General features: G+C 34.9%; 20 protein-coding genes. 4 read left to right on the top strand and 16 right to left on the bottom strand.

Going from position 1 to position 17,392, the window contains the following annotated elements:
* From ECA1_RS04995 to ECA1_RS04985, 3 genes are all read right to left on the bottom strand, one after another.
* Entirely contained in the window at positions 1-642 is a 642-nt protein-coding gene (locus tag ECA1_RS04995; RefSeq protein ID WP_005230557.1) for a hypothetical protein, read from the bottom strand.
* A gap of 1,132 nt (positions 643-1,774) precedes the next feature.
* On the bottom strand, positions 1,775-3,037 hold the full coding sequence (locus ECA1_RS04990; protein ID WP_005233213.1) for a radical SAM/SPASM domain-containing protein: 1,263 nt from the start codon (positions 3,035-3,037) through the stop codon (positions 1,775-1,777).
* A 10-nt stretch (positions 3,038-3,047) separates the two neighbouring features.
* Positions 3,048-4,316, bottom strand: a complete 1,269-nt coding sequence (locus ECA1_RS04985; RefSeq protein WP_005230552.1) for a radical SAM protein — start codon at positions 4,314-4,316, stop codon at positions 3,048-3,050.
* Positions 4,317-4,411: 95 nt separating this feature from the next.
* On the opposite strand from ECA1_RS04985, the gene ECA1_RS04980 reads away from it, so the two are divergent.
* Both ECA1_RS04980 and ECA1_RS04975 read left to right on the top strand, forming a co-directional pair.
* Positions 4,412-6,019, top strand: coding sequence for an ATP-binding cassette domain-containing protein (locus ECA1_RS04980; protein ID WP_005230550.1), 1,608 nt, complete (start codon positions 4,412-4,414; stop codon positions 6,017-6,019).
* Between the two features lie 62 nt (positions 6,020-6,081).
* Positions 6,082-6,240 (top strand): hypothetical protein, encoded by a 159-nt coding sequence (locus ECA1_RS04975; RefSeq protein ID WP_008380281.1) that lies wholly within the window; start codon positions 6,082-6,084, stop codon positions 6,238-6,240.
* Positions 6,241-6,370: 130 nt separating this feature from the next.
* Here the strand turns inward: ECA1_RS04975 and ECA1_RS04970 are convergent, their stop codons facing one another.
* Positions 6,371-6,823: a GNAT family N-acetyltransferase gene (locus tag ECA1_RS04970; protein WP_005230546.1), complete on the bottom strand. Its 453-nt coding sequence runs from the start codon at positions 6,821-6,823 to the stop codon at positions 6,371-6,373.
* Positions 6,824-7,212: 389 nt separating this feature from the next.
* Here ECA1_RS04970 and ECA1_RS04965 point away from each other — a divergent pair, with 389 nt between their 5' ends.
* A complete protein-coding gene (locus ECA1_RS04965) occupies positions 7,213-7,632 on the top strand; it encodes a MerR family transcriptional regulator (protein ID WP_005230545.1) in 420 nt (139 codons plus the stop codon).
* 75 nt (positions 7,633-7,707) lie between these two features.
* Complete coding sequence (locus ECA1_RS04960; protein ID WP_060791879.1) at positions 7,708-8,574, top strand: aldo/keto reductase; 867 nt, start codon at positions 7,708-7,710, stop codon at positions 8,572-8,574.
* A 267-nt stretch (positions 8,575-8,841) separates the two neighbouring features.
* On the opposite strand, the gene ECA1_RS04955 is transcribed toward ECA1_RS04960, so the two are convergent.
* The 12 genes from ECA1_RS04955 to ECA1_RS04900 form a co-directional block, all read right to left on the bottom strand.
* The gene (locus tag ECA1_RS04955; RefSeq protein WP_005230541.1) at positions 8,842-9,786 is read right to left on the bottom strand and encodes an NADP-dependent oxidoreductase; all 945 of its coding nucleotides are present in this window, start codon (positions 9,784-9,786) and stop codon (positions 8,842-8,844) included.
* A 146-nt stretch (positions 9,787-9,932) separates the two neighbouring features.
* Positions 9,933-10,283 (bottom strand): winged helix-turn-helix transcriptional regulator, encoded by a 351-nt coding sequence (locus ECA1_RS04950; protein WP_060791878.1) that lies wholly within the window; start codon positions 10,281-10,283, stop codon positions 9,933-9,935.
* 354 nt (positions 10,284-10,637) lie between these two features.
* Entirely contained in the window at positions 10,638-10,895 is a 258-nt protein-coding gene (locus ECA1_RS04945) for a hypothetical protein (RefSeq protein ID WP_005230538.1), read from the bottom strand.
* Positions 10,896-10,926: 31 nt separating this feature from the next.
* The gene (locus tag ECA1_RS16985; protein ID WP_005230536.1) at positions 10,927-11,298 is read right to left on the bottom strand and encodes a hypothetical protein; all 372 of its coding nucleotides are present in this window, start codon (positions 11,296-11,298) and stop codon (positions 10,927-10,929) included.
* A gap of 116 nt (positions 11,299-11,414) precedes the next feature.
* A complete protein-coding gene (locus tag ECA1_RS04940) occupies positions 11,415-11,699 on the bottom strand; it encodes a hypothetical protein (protein WP_005230534.1) in 285 nt (94 codons plus the stop codon).
* A 135-nt stretch (positions 11,700-11,834) separates the two neighbouring features.
* Entirely contained in the window at positions 11,835-12,083 is a 249-nt protein-coding gene (locus tag ECA1_RS04935; protein WP_005230532.1) for a hypothetical protein, read from the bottom strand.
* Positions 12,084-12,601: 518 nt separating this feature from the next.
* A complete protein-coding gene (locus ECA1_RS04930; protein WP_034869483.1) occupies positions 12,602-12,994 on the bottom strand; it encodes a hypothetical protein in 393 nt (130 codons plus the stop codon).
* Between the two features lie 222 nt (positions 12,995-13,216).
* The gene (locus ECA1_RS17555) at positions 13,217-13,423 is read right to left on the bottom strand and encodes a hypothetical protein (RefSeq protein WP_228077414.1); all 207 of its coding nucleotides are present in this window, start codon (positions 13,421-13,423) and stop codon (positions 13,217-13,219) included.
* 54 nt (positions 13,424-13,477) lie between these two features.
* Positions 13,478-13,684 carry a hypothetical protein gene (locus tag ECA1_RS04920; protein WP_005230526.1) on the bottom strand — a complete coding sequence of 69 codons (207 nt, stop codon included), beginning with the start codon at positions 13,682-13,684 and terminating at the stop codon, positions 13,478-13,480.
* A 114-nt stretch (positions 13,685-13,798) separates the two neighbouring features.
* Entirely contained in the window at positions 13,799-14,290 is a 492-nt protein-coding gene (locus ECA1_RS04915; RefSeq protein WP_060791877.1) for a helix-turn-helix domain-containing protein, read from the bottom strand.
* Positions 14,291-14,699: 409 nt separating this feature from the next.
* Complete coding sequence (locus ECA1_RS04910; RefSeq protein ID WP_005231945.1) at positions 14,700-15,251, bottom strand: hypothetical protein; 552 nt, start codon at positions 15,249-15,251, stop codon at positions 14,700-14,702.
* Between the two features lie 1,537 nt (positions 15,252-16,788).
* Positions 16,789-17,388 (bottom strand): ABC-2 transporter permease, encoded by a 600-nt coding sequence (locus tag ECA1_RS04900; protein WP_231435919.1) that lies wholly within the window; start codon positions 17,386-17,388, stop codon positions 16,789-16,791.
* Positions 17,389-17,392: the final 4 nt, after the last annotated feature.

The raw sequence follows: 17,392 nt of genomic DNA, 5'->3' as shown, positions 1-17,392 counted from the left end.
CTATTTTTCAGCAGCGGAAGATAGATCAATATGGTACGTATGTGTCAAATCTCCATCTGCTTTAAATTCGATTTCGACCGCTTTGATCGCTGGCAAACTTTGTTCTTGCGCCACTTTAAAATGAATAAAGCCATCTTTATGTTTGTCATGGGTCAAAATCTCATCATCTAAGTAGTCCACAAACACTTCCGCTTCTACTTTTTTGCCATCATTCAACACCAAATAGGCTTTGTCAGGTTTGATTTTTTTGTCTTTCGAATCTTCATTAAACAATTGATATTTCAGTGAGAGCAATGTTTTGTATTCTTTGTCTTTGTCTTTGAATTCTTCTACATTCACGATTTTTACATGATTCACTAAAAAGCGAATGTGATCCCAACCAGCATTTTCATAATTCGTTTCATACCAAACGACGTCTTTGATTTTCGGATCGATTCCCTTAGTTACGATTTCTTCAAAATACCCGTCATCACTCAATTTTTCACTTCCCACAACTACTTCATCTGACGAATCGCTGATCAACGTTTCCGTTCCAGACCCAGAGACCACTTCCCCTGATTCTTCCACTGTTGAGCATGCACCTAGAGTAAACAAAACGCCTACACCTAAAACGAAACCTGCAACTAATGATGTTTTCTTCATTGTAAATCCTGTCCTTTCTTTTATTATTTTTATTCCATCTCAGGTATACCATTTAACCCAAAAAAGCGAATACCTAATTTTTTATTTTAAAAACAAAAAAACGCGAAAAATAATTCGCGTTTCGGTGCTATCATGAAGTGCAGATAAGAACAATGACCATTGAAAAGAAAGGACTGAGTTTTTTTGAGAGCGCTTGTGGTCGTCCTAACTGCCGTTTTGTTAAGTATCAGCCCTCTTTCAGCTGACTTTTATCTGGAAAAGACGGACAGACATACTTCTAACGCAATGTTTTCTCGGATAGAAGTTGCCCAAAATGAGTGGGCGACTACTGGATCAAAAAGATTTGTTGGAACGCTGATGCTTCCTGATGCAAAAGGCAGCCTGTTGACAGCTGACGGGCATTTTATGAGAAGACCTTCCAAGCTTGCGACGAATAGACGCGTAGCAATAGCAGCTTGTAGGGTTCAAAAAACACCCAAAATCGCACGGGGCAGTCATCTGTCTCAGCGCTGTAGCTCTTTAGCCCCTACGACTTTGCGGTTAGAAAAAGCGTGTCAGGCACGGCAATCAAACGTCCTTAGCTCTCATCCGAGTATCTGGTGTCGTACATGACGCCTTCATCCACAGGGTTTCCGCAGTGATGGCACATAGGTAAGTCAAAAACAAATGATCCTCAAAACGTTTATCCTCCGGCGTATCCTAGACAAATCTACTTCCCCATCCTGAACAAAAAAATAGCCACTACCTACTTTCCACTTACTTGTGCCATCCTCTGCTTGATAAAATGATCAAAATTTTTTGATTGAAAAGAAAAAATTGCCTATTCTGTTTTGATCATTTTTTTAGTGATCGATCATTACTTAGCTAGCTAAGCCCCCCAAACCTCAAGCAGCCCCCGAAAACAGTTTCGGAGGCTGCTTGGGGTGAGCTTTGCTCACTATTTAGTTTTCTTATAAAAATTTTAATATGAGAAATCATTTATTACAATATGAATGAGAAAATTGAGTTACGCTTTCTATTTTCATAAGTAAGTATAGATTCTATTCACAATGTAACATAGTAACCTTATTTAACTAAGCTATTTTTTTAAGAAGACCTTATCAATCTTCTGAAGCAAAAATATTCCACCAGATTATATTAGTCTTGCCGAAGCCATTTTTATATGCTCTTCAATATTGTACTTATAGCTAACGCACTTCGACTCACCTGTATTCATTCGAATTAACGGACAGCCTCCTAAACACAAAGGTTGAACTTTACAACTTGAACATTTCGCTTTCGAAAAAAATTTGTACTCTGTAAATGTTTTATGCACACTGTTCAATTGTATTCCTGTATAGATATCTCCAACTCGTCCAATCGTTTTACCAATATGAACCCAGCATTTATATAAAAATCCATTAGGGTCGATTACATAGTCATCTCGATTGATAGCTTCGCAGAACCCAATCGTTGTCCGTGGTATGGCAACAATATTTATCCCTCTTTCCAAAAGACTTTTATAAACCATTATTTCTTCTTTCGAAAACTCTTGGGATGTATAACATGTGGGTGTTTTGTAGGTATCAAAATCCTCTACCGGCGCAAGATAAAAGCCAACTTTCTTAAGTAAATTAAAATTATCCAGCGAGTTCATCAAACGAATAACATCTTCATGATTATTCTCCCTATCTATATTTACTCTTACAGTTACTGGAATATATTTTAGAGTTTTAACTATATTCTGTAATATTCTTGCAAATGTCCCTTTCCCATTTGTTAAACATCTTCTAGAATCATGATTTATCTGATCCCCATCCAGAGTAATTTGAGCATAATTAACGTGATAACTTTTTAAAAGTTGTGCAACTTTTTCTGTTAGCAAATAACCATTGGATACAATTTCTGCGTTGAAATTTTTATATTTTTTTTCGTTTTTCATTATTATTTCACTTATAACTTTAATAGAGTTCAATCCCATCAAAGGCTCTCCTCCATACCAAATTACTTTCAATGACTGATGGGGTAATACATTTTTAAGAATAAACTCAGCTGTTTTCTTAGCAGTTTCAGTAGTCATAGTATGTTGTCTAAACCCTTGCTCGTAACAATAAAAACAGGAAAAATTACAGTTCATCGTAGGGGCAATTGTGAAAGTTACTTGACTAGGATTATATCGTTTTTCATTTGCCACAGACACTAATCTTGCTTCTTCATCAATCTCATCGGAAACAATGATATTTTGATTTTCTAAATAAGAGAATAATTCTGTTTTCTCAAAGTTATCGTTATTAATAAAAGTCTGTAGATCATGGAACTCGCTTTGAGTTAGTAAAACGATAGCAGAGTATACCGAATTGTACAAAAGTATTTCATTATCCACTTCTTCAACAATCGTATATTGCGATAATTTCATAAAATCACTCCTAATTAAATTGGGTAAAAAATTTTCTGTTACCTAGATTTGTATGCTTTACAAAAGAACGTATGAATGTTTCTCTATCAATTGAATAGTTGGGGTTACATGAAGTATCACACTGTACCTTTCCTCGACACACTGCAATTAATTCACATGAATTACACTGATTGTTGCTTTTCGGAAGAACACTCTTTTGGTCATAAAGGCTATATTGAACATCTTCTGCAAAAGAAGATGATTCTGTAAAACTTTTTATTATTCTACGTTCATAAAAATTTGTTGCATTACATAACCCTATAGATCCATCAGAGAAAAACTTTACAGACCAAGGATTATACGCATCGCACTCAAAGCGATACGAAGAAAATGGAGAGACATTCACTAGGAAACCGTTTTCAATTAGGTGATCAATTGCAGTTGAAGATACCCACTTTAGATATTTTTCATAGGATAATGCATTGAAATAATTTTCATTAAACTCATAGTTATTAATGTAATAGCAATTGATATGGGCTTTGATATCACTTTGGCGGATCGTAACGAGAAAAGACTGAAACTCTTCTGTATTTTTATCAGATGTATTATAACCAATATGGATTTTAACACGTCCGCTCTTAGATGCTACCGCTAGATTTTCAAAAATCTTATCATACGTTCCGCTTCCACTCTTAAGAGATCTATTTCTATCATGATCTTTTCTAGATGTTAGTGTAGTATCGACAATTAAAGAATCAAAATGATTTATAAAATCTGGAGTGAGTAGATAGGCGTTTGTTCCTAAACCATAAGAAATTGAGAGTGATTTCTCTGACGCAATTTGATCAATCTTACTTTTAATTGCGAGAATTCTTTTTTTATAAAGAAGTGGCTCGCCCCCGAAAAAATAGATATATAGTCTCCGAACGCCTAGCTGAGCAATGTCTAAAATGTATTGCATTATATTATTTATCGTCTGATCAGTAATAACATTTTTAGAAAGGAAATCATTCTGGTAACAATAAGTACACGAAAAGTTGCAATCTTCTGTGATATTTATAGTGATAGTAACTAAGTCTCTCTTTAAATTGATTGTTTTCTGTTTATAACTTTCCAAATCACCGTGTATAAATCCATTTTCAAATAAATATTTTCGTTCACCTTCACTTATTTCGCTCGAAATCTCCGTTTTACTTTTCATTTTTTTTGAATCAATAGTAACTATTTCTTGCGTTAATGTATTGCAAAGAATAGTCTCGTTACCGTTCTCAATGATATCGACATACCGTGAAAAACGCATCACCTAACCCCCTTTTTCAATAATTATACATTTCACAAAATAATATTTCAATTTTTTTTTAATTTGTGATATAGTTTTTACATAGGAGGGAGAGAATGAAAAAAATATTAAAAAGAAACCAACCACTTTTCTTTTTGCATGTGATTTTATGCGCAATGGCAGCGCTCATTCAAGTTGGGGTTGCTTTGGTGTATAGACAAATCACCGAGGTTGCTATGTCAGGAGATGTAAAAAGACTTTTATTTATTGGTATATTCGCCTTCTTTTACATCTTATTGAACACGATGAGCGATTTTATTCCAAGAAGAAGTAAATCCGTCTTAGTTCAATCAATAATGAATCAACTGAGAGAGAGTCTCTCGCAGAAAATCGTTCGAATGAATCCGGTACTATTTCTTAAAAATGAGAAAAACGAGTATCTCTCAAAGTTGGCAAATGAAATGAAAGTCGTTGAATTAGAATTTTTAAAGCCCGGATTTGGACTGATTTTAAGCATTTTTACCTTTCTATTCTCTCTTTTATTCACACTAAAATTAAACACTTCTTTTTCATTGATTATGCTGCTCTTAGCTTTTAGTCCTTTGCTAGCCCCTTATTTCGCTAAGCGAATCCTTAGTGATCGTCGCAAGTCCGTTGTTCTGGAGCAAGATCGTACACTTAGTTTATTTGACCAACTTCTCTCAGGATACCTGACCTTACGTGTCGGCAAAGGTTTTCCAACATATACGAAAATTTTTACTAACAGTAGTGAACGATTAAAAAAGGAAAGTATCACTTTTGAAACCTTACAAGGACTGACTTATGCAATTTCTTTTGGACTTGGGGATCTTGCCTATTCAGGGACATGGATCGTTGGTGGTTTCTTTGTTGCTGCCAAAATAATCACCATTCCCGATCTTATTGCGATGACTACACTAATGAGTACGATTGCCGGTCCGTTAGAGTATTTCAGTACTTCAGTTACAGATATTTTAGCGAGCAAGAAGGTCGCGGACGATCTTATAGCTTTCATTGATGGTACCGATGATGATGAGCCCAATCGCTCACTTGAACTTGCAGAACCAATAACTACTTTATCGATTGAAAATCTGCATTTCCATCATGGAAATCGTTTGATTTTTAATGGTTTTACTCAAACATTTGAGCGTGGAAAAAAATATGCTATCACTGGCGCAAGCGGTAGCGGGAAGTCGACACTATTGAATATTTTAGCGGGAATTTACCCTATCGACGATCATCAAGTATTGGTTGACCAGCAAGAGATGAATCAGCTATCTAGAGACTCCCTTTATGAGAAAGTTGCACTTGTCCAACAAAAAACTGCTATCTTCCAGACGAGTATTGCTTACAACGTTTCTATTTTTAGTGAATACGAACTTGAAAAAATCGTTGATGTTTTAAAACGAAGTGGATTAGATGATCGCTTTGATAACAATGATTTAACCGATACGCAAGATAATACATGGATAAACTTTCTTTCTGGCGGCGAGCTTAGACGGCTTGAGATTGCTCGGGCAATCTTTAAAGATTCCGATGTTATTCTTTTTGACGAACCAACATCTGGTCTAGACAGTATAAACGAGATGATTATCAGTGACTTAATCTGCTCACTTACAGATAAAATAATCATTGTCGTTACTCACTCAACAAATCAGGAATTTCTAGGTTCATTTGATGAGCTAATTCAGTTAAATAAATCATGAATTTAGATGATATAGGCCTACCTTATGTCATCTGGAAATATAAAAGAAAGGAGAGGTATACAATGAAAGTAATCTCTGAAGCTTCAAAAGAACAAATCATCACCATGTGTGGAAGTAATCAGCATTCCCATCATCCACCAATCATCTTACCTGAAGAGACTGATACACCATTTTCAAATCAGAAAAAAGAAGAGATAAAAAAAGAAGAGAAAGCTAGTTAAGAGAAAATCATTTGATCCTTACTTTACTTATTAATAAGGATAATAGCAATCAAAGAAGGGGTCGTGACTAGCTATATATGTCTCGACTCCTTCTTACATATTTCCCGCAAACGCAAATAATTTTTAACAGCTACTTGTTATCAACTTTCTTCATATAAAGAATTGGATAAGGGTTTCCTTGTTCGTCTAACTCGCTTCTTTTGTATACCTCAAATCCCATATGCTCATAAAATCCTTTCGCCTGAGGATTCTGTTCATTTACTCCCAGTTCATTTACAGAATAGTTTTCCATCCCGTATGCCAAGAGTTTTCTTCCTAGTCCCTTGCCTCTTTGTTCATTTGCTATAAAAAGCATTTCAAGATTTCGATCCGAGATCCCCATGAAGCCAGCTGGCTCTCCATTTTCACTTTCTACGATAATCAAATGTGGCACATGATGCAATGCCTCTGGAATGTATTGCTTAATGGCTTGGATTTCGGTCTCTGACAAAAAGGTGTGCGTCGCCTTAACAGAACTCTCCCATACTTCAATTAATTGTTGCTCTAACTTTTGATTCATACTACTTACTTCTTTTATATTCATGGATAGTCACACTCTCATCAGCTTATTTTCGTTTTTCATAACAAGAATCGCTGTTTCATTGATCCAAGTTAAGAATTTTCAACATCATCATAACATGAGATGGATTTATTTAAAATCTATGGATAAAAACTGCCTCGCTCAAATAGATAACGAAACAATCAATTCTAAGAGAGTATGACTTGCTTTGAAACACACTAAGAAAGGAGCTTTCAATACTGATGATTTCTCAAATCATTCTGTTGAAATAAAAATGCTTGTAGCTTTTTCTTCCCGAATAGTCGCCATAACGAACAAAATATATTCTTTTCAATAAACGATTTTAAACCACTTGCCCTAGAGTCCACTTCAGGGTTTATGATTACTTATAGAAAAGATAAGGAGAACCAACGATGAATATAAAAAAAGCAGCGGAAATGTTTGATTTGAGCGTAGACACATTGCGCTATTATGAACGAGTCGGTGTGATTCCACCTGTCCAACGCAATGAGAGTGGCTATCGGGTGTACACAACAAATGATCTAAACTGGATCTATTTAGCAAAACATTTACGAAATGCAGGATTGTCGATCGAATCGCTAATTGAATTTGCTCAATTGGCACAAGTACGTGAAAGTCAAAATGTCGAAAAAGCTCAGAAACAGATTTTAGCCGATCAACTCGAAGAATTAGAGAAAAAGTTAGCAGCAATGCAGGAAGTAAGAGACCTACTTATTTATAAGATAGAAACGTATGATGAGCATATCGCAAAATTTAAAGCAGGAAATATGACCCCTGATAAAGTGGAAAAATTATGGGAACGAAAAAAGTAACATCTTTCACTTGCTATGGACTTAACTCCAAGGTTTAGGATAGAACATGCAATGAAAATTAGAGGAGGAAACATTATGCAAACAATCACACTCAATAATGGTGTCACCATGCCGCAACTAGGATTTGGCGTTTATCAAATTCCTTTGGAAGAAACAGCAGAAGCTGTTTACCAAGCAATCAAAGCTGGGTATCGACTGATCGACACTGCTTCTATTTATGGAAATGAAACAGAAACAGGCGAGGGAATCAAGCGCGCCATCACTGAAGGTCTAGTCACTCGAGAAGAACTTTTTGTTACCTCTAAATTATTTATTCTCCAAGCTTCCGAAGATAAAGCGAAAGAAACGATTGAACATTCGCTTGAAACAATGGGATTAACTTATCTTGATCTCTACCTTATTCACCAACCATATGGAGATATTTATGGTGCTTGGCGCTCAATGGTTGCTGCTCAAAAAACAGGGAAATTACGTGCAATTGGCGTTTCAAATTTCAAATCAGCTAAGATGATCGAGTTTGTCGGCTTGAATGAGGTGAAACCTCAAATCAATCAAATCGAAGTGAACCCTTGGAATCAACGAGTGGAAGATCAGGAATGGCATGAAAAATATGACGTCCAAGTGGAAGCTTGGGCACCTTTTGCAGAAGGACGTCATGACCTATTTACCAATCCGACATTAGCAGAAATTGGCAAGCAATATGGCAAAACGGTTGGCCAAGTTGTCCTTCGCTGGTTGATGCAAAGAGGGATCGTCGCTTTAGCAAAAACAGTTCGTCCAGAACGGATGGCTGAAAACATTGCTATTTTTGACTTTGAGCTTTCCCAGAAAGACATTGAAAAAATAGCCGCTTTAGATAAAAAAGAGTCCGCATTCTTTGACCACGATGCACCGCAACAAGTGGAATGGTTTATGGTGCGGATGTTAGATACTGAAAACTAATAGGGTTTTTATTGAAGGAAACCAATACAAGTCCGCTTCCGTTTCGAAAGGAAGCGGACTTGTATTGGTCCTTACTGAGTCGTATCTTGTCTCTTTTCATTGTAATTCTCACAAAACTCTTTGGAGATTCTGCCTTGATCAAGTAACTGAAGAATCCATCGATTAAACTCATTTCTCTGGAGCACTGGGCTTGTAGCTAAACAACGGACAGCGTTCTGTTACGCTCGCTCTTAAAATCTCTATTGTACGATTTCTATTTACTACTCCCTATTTATCAAAGACAATGATCTTTTTGCCAGTATTTCCGCCTGCTTGGAAATCAAGGTGAGCTTGCTTGATTGCTTCTAATTCAAAGGGATATGTCTTGTCTACAAGGACATCAAGTTTTCCTTGCGCATAAAGATCAATGACTTTTTCCAGCTCTTCAACAGTCATGAACCCCATAGAATACATACCAGTAATTCCTCTACGCTCCGTTTCTTCTTGGTTGATTGGCGCATTAACAGAAGTGACGCGTCCACCTTTTTTGATTACTTGATAACTGTTCTCCAATGTTTTAGGACCAGTCAAGTTGACCACTAAATCGACATCAGAAACCAATTTTGTGAAATCTTCTGTCTGATAATCGATCGTTTCATCCGCACCTAGTGCCTTCATATAGTCAGCTTGTTCAGCGCTGCCTGTTGCTATGACATACGCTCCGGCATGTTTTGCCAGCTGAACAGCTTTAGACCCGACACCGCCAGCACCGCCATGAATCAGTACTTTTTGTCCATCTTTTGCTTGACCATCACGAATGGTTGCTCCATAAGCTGTGGCTACGCCAAGGAAAAATCCACCTAACGGCACCAAGTCCAGCTCCTTCGGTACAGCAGCAACAACTGCTGACTCGTCTAACAAAATGTATTCAGAATATGTACTCATAAACGCCATCCCAACCACATGATCACCTACTGAAAAGCGGGTCACATCATCTCCGACAGCTGTTACGATACCAGAAAAGTCTTGTCCCAAAGAGTGTGGAAGCACAGGTTTCAATTCTTTTGGCATCGTTGGAAATGGTCCATTCGCACGAATAACAATATCAGGATCATTCACGCCGATCGCTGCGGTTTTGATCACAATTTGTTTAGCAGCTGGCTCAGGGATAGCAGTTTCAACAATTTGCATCACATCTACAGAGCCATATTGATTCAGTATCATTTTTTTCATAAAAAACCCTTCTTTCTTAAGATGATTTCATTATGACCTATTACCTCAATAATAAAAAGTACCATATTTTTTGATAGGTACTATCGTTTTCAATAGATTTGTGTAATCATACGGATTTCAGGTACAAAAAAAAATCCTTGAACGCTTCAAGGATTGACTACTTTTTCGTTTTCTGACTCATAGGTAGAAGCAAATGTTTCTAAGGCATCCAAAACTGGCATGAATTTATGTCCCATTTCGGTCAGTGAGTATTCAACTTTTGGCGGCACTTGCGGATAGTCTTCACGATGAATGAGGCCATAGCTTTCAAGCATGCGCAATTCCTTTGTCAAATTTGCTTGGGTCACCATGGGCTTTTTACGACTAAGCGCACCGAAACGAAGCGTTTTGTGCCGTAAAAAGGACAAGATGACCATGGACCACTTGCCGCGTACGACCTTCTGGACGCTAGCCACTGGGCATTCTACAAATAATTCAGTTTCTTCTGTTTGCTGCATCACTACTTCCTCCTATTCGCTCACTTTTGCTGCGGTCTTTCATATCAGCAATACTACCGAAATGATGACGACATACGAAACCATGAAGTATAGACATCAGTATATAACGACTGCAAAAAATAGCAAGCCCGTAACGCTTATCTGAACTCTCAAATCGGCTTCAATCAACCTAATTTTAGAGCTTCTAGGCGAACAACCAAGCCATCCTCAATTCCTTTACGCTTATAGACAGCCACTGCACAGTAATTTTTAGATCAAGATGGCTGCTGCCATCACAACGAAAGAAGAGACGACATGCGCAATAATCGGTTCTCCACTATTATCTCTGCATCAAAGGCTACCTCTTTATTTCAATTAAATGATAGAAAGAGTGATCAAGGCAATCCCAAAAGTGATGCCATCTAGAACAAACCATTCTTTTTTACCTTGAGACGCCTTGGTAGCAATCAAACAACTTACTCCATAAAGAATCAATAGAATTCCTATGTTTATGGGAAAAGATAACCAAGCTGTCAGGGCATTAACAAATAAGAGAAGCATCAATGGTAAAATATAAAATAATGCATACCACTTTTTTAAATAGTGCGGCAGCTTCTGGTAATTTGAATACATCTATTTATCCTCACAATTCATTTCATATTGGTCATTTATTTCTGATATGAGCAGTAAGTACTTTCGTTATAAAATGAGACAAAACAAAGCTTAGGATGATAATCCCAAAAGTAATAGCAAAAGATAAAATCGTATTCTCCAGTAAATTAGCAAATAAGGGCAGCTTAATATACAAATAACACCCAATTGCCGCAATAATACTACCTGCTAAATAGAAACAAAGCATTTCAGCGACTGTTTTTGAAGAATGAATGTTTCGATCAACTGATGAAAAGTCGCCATTTTGAAAAGGTATTGGTGATCCAGTTTGTGAAGGATCAGATTTTGTATTCATTACGTTAAAGGAATTACTAGATAGATTGCTAATTGAATGTTGTTTTCGATTCTTTTCGTGATTGTTCATAGCTATTCAGACCTGCTTCCCTAAAAAAATTCATTATTTTCAATTCCTTCAAAATAATCTCAATACCATGATTTCATGCATTGTGCTATTGCATCTATTCAAAAAACTCTATATTTTCAAAACCAAGTCGAATCAACAGCACGTTGTAGGGTCATCGGTCCATGTTTTGCTTCATATATAAAATCTTTTGACTGTAATCCAGTACGCTCCTTAAAAATTTTCTCAAACATAGAAGAATCGTTAATGGGATCGTCATTGTGTGTCAAAATCAATATATAATGTTTCTCTTTTGGATTACTCCAGACCCCCATATTACTTAAAGAAGCTAAATCAAGCGGTGGAGTATTAGAAGATAAATTAATCGTATACTGGCGTCTATGCAAAACATCATTTATTTTCATAAAGCACTTCCTTAATTAGTTAGTATTTCCTCAAACATTACAGATCCAAACAAACAATAATTACCTTTTCATTTAAATACAAACATACATCATATTATATTGCGTTCCTCTTAAGCATTTTTTTCAAGATAAGCTTCAGTTCTTCCTATCTCTAAAATAACAAAAAACCAAATAACCACTCGAGCATACTAACAAAGGAAGCCCGATATAGAGCATACCAGTTCCTAATGGATAATTAATAGCAAGATCAAGTTGGATATTCTTAAGTTCTTCTTTGCTGATTGTGTCAAAATCTTGAATAGGGATCAAAATCGTCTGTAAAAAAAGGCCAACGATCGTCATAAAAAGGCTGATCCCAAAACAGCCAATTGCAAATTTTTTCATAAGAGTCCTCTTTTCAGCATACACTTTCTTACTGTATGTTCTTATTATATATGCCGACCACTCAAAAAAGAAGTTTAAATTATTTTTACGCTTTCATTTTAAAGAATTATTTAAAACGACGAAAACAGTCAGTTTGTCGTTGTATCATCATTACTAATTAACAGTCCATAAGAACCAACTGGTATACTGACAGAATTGTTTAAAGCTGGATTTTAGAGAGGAATGAGATGATTTGTTTTATCAGGCACGCTAGCTCTACTATATATTTACTATAATTGCCTAATGAAGAGGTATCCTTGATTTAATCAAGACGGGGTAAGCCTTTCCACTCTATAAAAGAAAATATGATACTGTTAGCAATGTATCATACTAGGAATTAGGACAGAGAAATTCTTCTCTATGCTTGATTTTTATTTTCTTAACATATATTTTGAACTATAAATAGTTGATTATAATTCTTTAAGCAATGAGAAAGGAGTCAGTAAATTTATCTTTTTAACCCACCACAAAAATTCTCTTTATCCTTTCTGTTTTTTCCGATTTAATCGATGCTCATTTATTACAAAACCAACTATCCCTACCAATATAGCTACAACAGAAACGATTAGGTCATAGACAGTCAGGTCATGAAATCTAAGAACCGGCGCTACTAAAGTAACGAGGCTAAACAAAAACACCCGTTCACTTTTATGAAGATTTGGTTCATAAGTCATACTTGTCCAAGTGACACGAATAACGTTGTGACGAAGCAAAGACGCCCATAAAATGACCAGTACGAGGAAAGTGAGAATGATCATAAGTACCGCCGTTATGCCATAGTACTTCACTTGTCGTATAAGTGAGGACAGTATAGCTAAAAGTAAATAAAGACCCACCAATCCTAACCGTCGCTTCTTTTTGATAGTATTCATGGTCACACCCCCTCTAGACAAGATTTAAATAAATAACCAGAAAAATGACGAAACAAGTGACGGTCAGTTCGATTATATTTTCTGTACGTCTCGTACGGTTCTTAAAAAAAAATACCCGGAGCAGTCGAAGAAAATTGTGAGCGATATTTTTTGGGGAGAAAAAATCCTACTAATATTCCTACTAGGACCAAGTAGAAGGGCCAGTTCGGTGAGACCCCACGATTAAGAAAAGCCATGGCGAATGCGATCACGTAAATCACTACCTGAATAACCGTAATACTGTAAACCTTTTTTAACTCTTTCGACATCGTTATGCCCTCCAGTAGAAGATAAAAATCTTGATTGTAATAGAATTGCTACGGCGTAACCGAGTTTTATAAAACTAACTGACCAGATTACAACATCCTTTTCAACCGCATAAGCTGTCAATGAAGCGAATCTGGCTCCCATTTGAAAGACTGTTGTTGGCTGATTCCCTATCCGCTATCTCTCGGTTAACTCATCCCTGAATTTCAGGAATAGCTCTTTCGCTTGTCCTGTGCTCATGTTTGTCAGATCTTTGATTTTCTTGACCATGCCAATATCATTTTCGTTTTTTGAAAGCATTTGTCGTGCCATTTCTTCTTTGATTTCTGCTTCTTCTTCCTTCGTTAAATTTCTGACTTCTTTCTTTTTACCAAATAGTCCCATCCTGCTCTCTCCTTCTTGTAAAATTTATGCGCTTTTCACACCAGCCAGACTGAAGTACTCTTTTTTATCTAAAATGCTGTTTTTCTGTCCATGACTTGATTCCTATAATCTAATCTACCATTTCCGTCGAAATCGAGGAAATAGTTCGTTCTCTTTTTTATTTTTAGGGAAGATATAAAAATAAAACACGGAGCCAATGATAATCGCTGGCGGCACAGAGATACTCAATAGTTTTAAAGCGGTGGTTAACAATACACCAAATTTTTCTTGAATAGAAAGATTCATAATCGTGCTGAAGTCTTGATTGAACGAAGTTATGATCATCGTGACAAAAAAGATCAAGCAAAAACTGATCACCCCATACTTGATACTTACTTTTAAATCCTCATTGTCTTTCTTAGTTTCTTCCAAAAGTAATGTTTCTAATGAGATATCCAATTCTTCGGCTATTTTGATCATATTTTTTTTGCTAGGGTACGTAGCACCTAATTCCCATTTTGAGATCGTCTTGTCACTTACTTCTAATAATTCTGCTAGCATACTTTGCGTCAGCTTGTTTTTTTCTCTATATTCTTTCAGCTTCATTGCTAATATCGTTTCTTTCATTCCAACCACTCCTCATCCATTTCTACCCTTCATTTTGACATAAAACCTATCATTTAACAGGAATTCTTGAAAAAGAGAGTAGAATAGAGGGGATTTCATGGCTATTTCTGGCGATTTGCCTGAAACATACTACCGAATCCTTCCTTACAACAATAGTTGCTGTGCATTCTAATATCTTCTAAACAATGTCAAACCAGAAATTATAAGCATCTGTAAATAATTAAAGGAGGAGCAAAAACTTCCCGGTTATTGCCCTCCCTCATTTCTCAAGAAAATTTGTTAATAGAAGATTTTCTATCTATCATTCTTATTAGAAGAAACCAAAGTGCTTTTTCGCTTCAATGTATACTATATGATTCTATACATACACCAGCATTATAAACACCCTAAAAAAACCTAAGTCATTTTCTCATACACCAAAGTTGTGATAGAAGAATTGGATTAACGCTACAGTAGCTGAAAAAACAAGTAACAATATAGAACGATTAATTAATAGGACATTTGACTTAGGTGTGTAATATCCATTATCTAACGCTACTTTCAATAAGTTTGTAGGATGATTGTCTAAATATTCTTTCCAAAACAATTCAATTTCGTTCTTCGAATATACTTTTTTTACATATAAAATAGCTATAATATCCGCTATAAGAGTTAACTGAAAAAAAATAAAAAGGACACTTAACCAGTACACCATTGATAAGAATGGCGTAAAAAAATATAGGAGTATGAATATGAGTTGAAAAAAATACGCTAGGTGACGCAAGAAAAAACCAGTTTTAGGATTTTCTTTAAAAAAATAATTGGTTTGTTTTTTTAACAATCCTTCAGCCTCTTTTAAAGACATTGAGCCAAACTCATTTGCAATTTTTTGGTAAATTTGTTTATTTCCTTTTTCATTTTGTCTAATTAGTACACCACAAGCAATGAGTAACACCCAATAACATACTATATAAATAATCATTATATTATATTCCTCACTCACCTAATCTAATAATTTAAAATTCAAAATCATCCTTGTTACTCTTTTCGAATCGATTCAGCTCTCTTATTAATTATTAGCTTATATATTCACTATATTGATACCAGATTCAATGTTGTTAGTTAATGGAAAAACTAAGGTTGATTTACTGTGACTCTGAGAATTATTACTTCTATTATTATTTTGATTAATATAAAGTGACAACGTTAGTTCATCATCATTTCCATCGAGTAAATATGATACTTCATCATAGTTGTTCAATTCATTTTTCAGTTCTACAATTAATTGTTTATCAGCAATTGAGACTTTGTTTATATTCGATCTATCAATTAGTTCTTGTTTATTATCTGTAATAACTTCTGTAAAATAATGAACTGGAAGGTAGCTAACTTCTTTTTTTGGAATCTGATTATCAACAAAGTTGAGACCATTATTACACTGACAAAAATAATTTTTGATAGTTCTTTTTCATTATTAAACCCCTCAAGTAATTAATTATCTTGATTATATAAAAAAAACATGTCTTAGTCTAGATAACAGTTTGAAGATGTAATAAAACAATACTGTAAACGATTACTGATATAGAAGGGAAATACATTATTAGGTAAATTTTATAAAGTAGTTGCATCATCTTCATAAAAAAAACACTGCACTATTAGCAATGCTCTAAGAATACATGGATTAATAAATTTTTTAATTTACCTTATCTCTCACTAAAACAAATCGATTAGTACCATCAATTTTTCGATACTCTCGGTCACAAGTTTTGCATAGATAATGTCCATTTGAGTAAAAAGAATTTCCTTTCCTTACCGTAATTTTTTCTAGATCACCACAATCGCATTCTATCCAATCAGGTGGCCAATACCATCGTTGATTATACGGTGTAACAGGTACTTTCCCTTGGTCACCGTAACATTTCCGCTCAAAAACCATATGAATCATCCCTTCGTGATAAAACACTATAACGTGTATATATTTATTATATAGTGTTTTTCAGAATAGACTTTTCTTGTTATAAATTTGTCTCTATAAGGGCCACTGGAACATTAGTTTTTGGCAATCAGTAAAATAAGTTATAAAATCTTATTATAACAATGTTTTATAGTTTCAAAAAGTCATTGTCAAAATGATTCTAATTAATCATTCCCAAAAACTACCGCTATTTTCTGTACGGATGTTCCAGTGCCCCCTTAAACGAGGGATCAAAAAAGGATCAAAAACTATTAAGTTTCTGACACCTTTTTTATCCTGAAATACATCTTATTTGGTAACTAATAACGGGAAGTATAAATACATCAACTTTTTAAAACGGTTCAGAGAAAATATTGTTGGCGCACTTTAAACATAAGATAGATGCATTTTGATTCTCTAAAGCCTTGAGGGATTTTTCTTGAGCGCTATTGATTTTGGGAGGAAATTGCCATTTAGTCCAACATGTTTCATAAGTACTTATTTCTTTCTTACATCTGTTACAATAAAATTTTTTTGACTTTACATCGTACATGTTAAAGCTCCTTTAATCTGTATTTGGACATTGGTTAACCATCTTTTTTGTAATTCTAAAAGATAGGTATATCCATATAAGCAAAAACAATAAACAAACTAAGAACAAGCAGAAAAAGAGAATGTAATTTGATAATTTAAATATTTCATTTATCATAGAAGTTTTCAATAAGTTTTGAACTAACATGAATATAACAATCAGTATCAGAAAAACGATTGAGCTTCCGTTTATTCCAGCTAAATAAACCGCTGGTATTAAAAGGGAAGTGTATATTACACTAATAGCTATTGATAATCCTATAACACTTAAGTATACCAAAATTGAGTATTGGTTGTAAAAAAGTAAAAATATAGAATCTACAATCAAATTGAATAGTGAAATAGTTGCTAGAACAACTCCCATAACAGTATATCTTGATAGGACTATATCCGTATGTCTAATAGGCAAAGTAGTAGAAAAATAGTACCAATCGTCTTTATGATCATCTGTGAATAATGGTAGTACAATCGATACAGAAAAAAATATACTAATAATATTAGCTATTATAAGCCCAGTTTCTTTAAATATCAAAACAGCAGTAAAGTATATGATCAAAAATGAGATAACATACATTATT

This window comes from Enterococcus casseliflavus NBRC 100478, assembly GCF_001544095.1.
GTDB classification, from domain to species: Bacteria; Bacillota; Bacilli; order Lactobacillales; family Enterococcaceae; genus Enterococcus_D; species Enterococcus_D casseliflavus.
The sequence above is the reverse complement of the archived record's forward strand: the minus strand, read 5'-3'. Positions and strand labels throughout refer to the sequence as shown.

Coding starts and splice junctions, on each gene's coding strand:
- ECA1_RS04930 (WP_034869483.1), bottom strand. CDS start 12,994: ATGAATACTATCAAAAAGAAGCGACGGTTAGGATTGGTGGGTCTTTAT.
- ECA1_RS04935 (WP_005230532.1), bottom strand. CDS start 12,083: ATGAAAAAATTTGCAATTGGCTGTTTTGGGATCAGCCTTTTTATGACG.
- ECA1_RS04940 (WP_005230534.1), bottom strand. CDS start 11,699: ATGAAAATAAATGATGTTTTGCATAGACGCCAGTATACGATTAATTTA.
- ECA1_RS04970 (WP_005230546.1), bottom strand. CDS start 6,823: ATGAATATAAAAGAAGTAAGTAGTATGAATCAAAAGTTAGAGCAACAA.
- ECA1_RS04900 (WP_231435919.1), bottom strand. CDS start 17,388: ATGTATGTTATCTCATTTTTGATCATATACTTTACTGCTGTTTTGATA.
- ECA1_RS04945 (WP_005230538.1), bottom strand. CDS start 10,895: ATGTATTCAAATTACCAGAAGCTGCCGCACTATTTAAAAAAGTGGTAT.
- ECA1_RS04915 (WP_060791877.1), bottom strand. CDS start 14,290: ATGAAAGAAACGATATTAGCAATGAAGCTGAAAGAATATAGAGAAAAA.
- ECA1_RS04950 (WP_060791878.1), bottom strand. CDS start 10,283: ATGCAGCAAACAGAAGAAACTGAATTATTTGTAGAATGCCCAGTGGCT.
- ECA1_RS04955 (WP_005230541.1), bottom strand. CDS start 9,786: ATGAAAAAAATGATACTGAATCAATATGGCTCTGTAGATGTGATGCAA.
- ECA1_RS04920 (WP_005230526.1), bottom strand. CDS start 13,684: ATGGGACTATTTGGTAAAAAGAAAGAAGTCAGAAATTTAACGAAGGAA.
- ECA1_RS04910 (WP_005231945.1), bottom strand. CDS start 15,251: ATGATTATTTATATAGTATGTTATTGGGTGTTACTCATTGCTTGTGGT.
- ECA1_RS04975 (WP_008380281.1), top strand. CDS start 6,082: ATGAAAGTAATCTCTGAAGCTTCAAAAGAACAAATCATCACCATGTGT.
- ECA1_RS04990 (WP_005233213.1), bottom strand. CDS start 3,037: ATGAAATTATCGCAATATACGATTGTTGAAGAAGTGGATAATGAAATA.
- ECA1_RS04985 (WP_005230552.1), bottom strand. CDS start 4,316: ATGCGTTTTTCACGGTATGTCGATATCATTGAGAACGGTAACGAGACT.
- ECA1_RS04960 (WP_060791879.1), top strand. CDS start 7,708: ATGCAAACAATCACACTCAATAATGGTGTCACCATGCCGCAACTAGGA.
- ECA1_RS16985 (WP_005230536.1), bottom strand. CDS start 11,298: ATGAACAATCACGAAAAGAATCGAAAACAACATTCAATTAGCAATCTA.
- ECA1_RS04965 (WP_005230545.1), top strand. CDS start 7,213: ATGAATATAAAAAAAGCAGCGGAAATGTTTGATTTGAGCGTAGACACA.
- ECA1_RS04980 (WP_005230550.1), top strand. CDS start 4,412: ATGAAAAAAATATTAAAAAGAAACCAACCACTTTTCTTTTTGCATGTG.
- ECA1_RS04995 (WP_005230557.1), bottom strand. CDS start 642: ATGAAGAAAACATCATTAGTTGCAGGTTTCGTTTTAGGTGTAGGCGTT.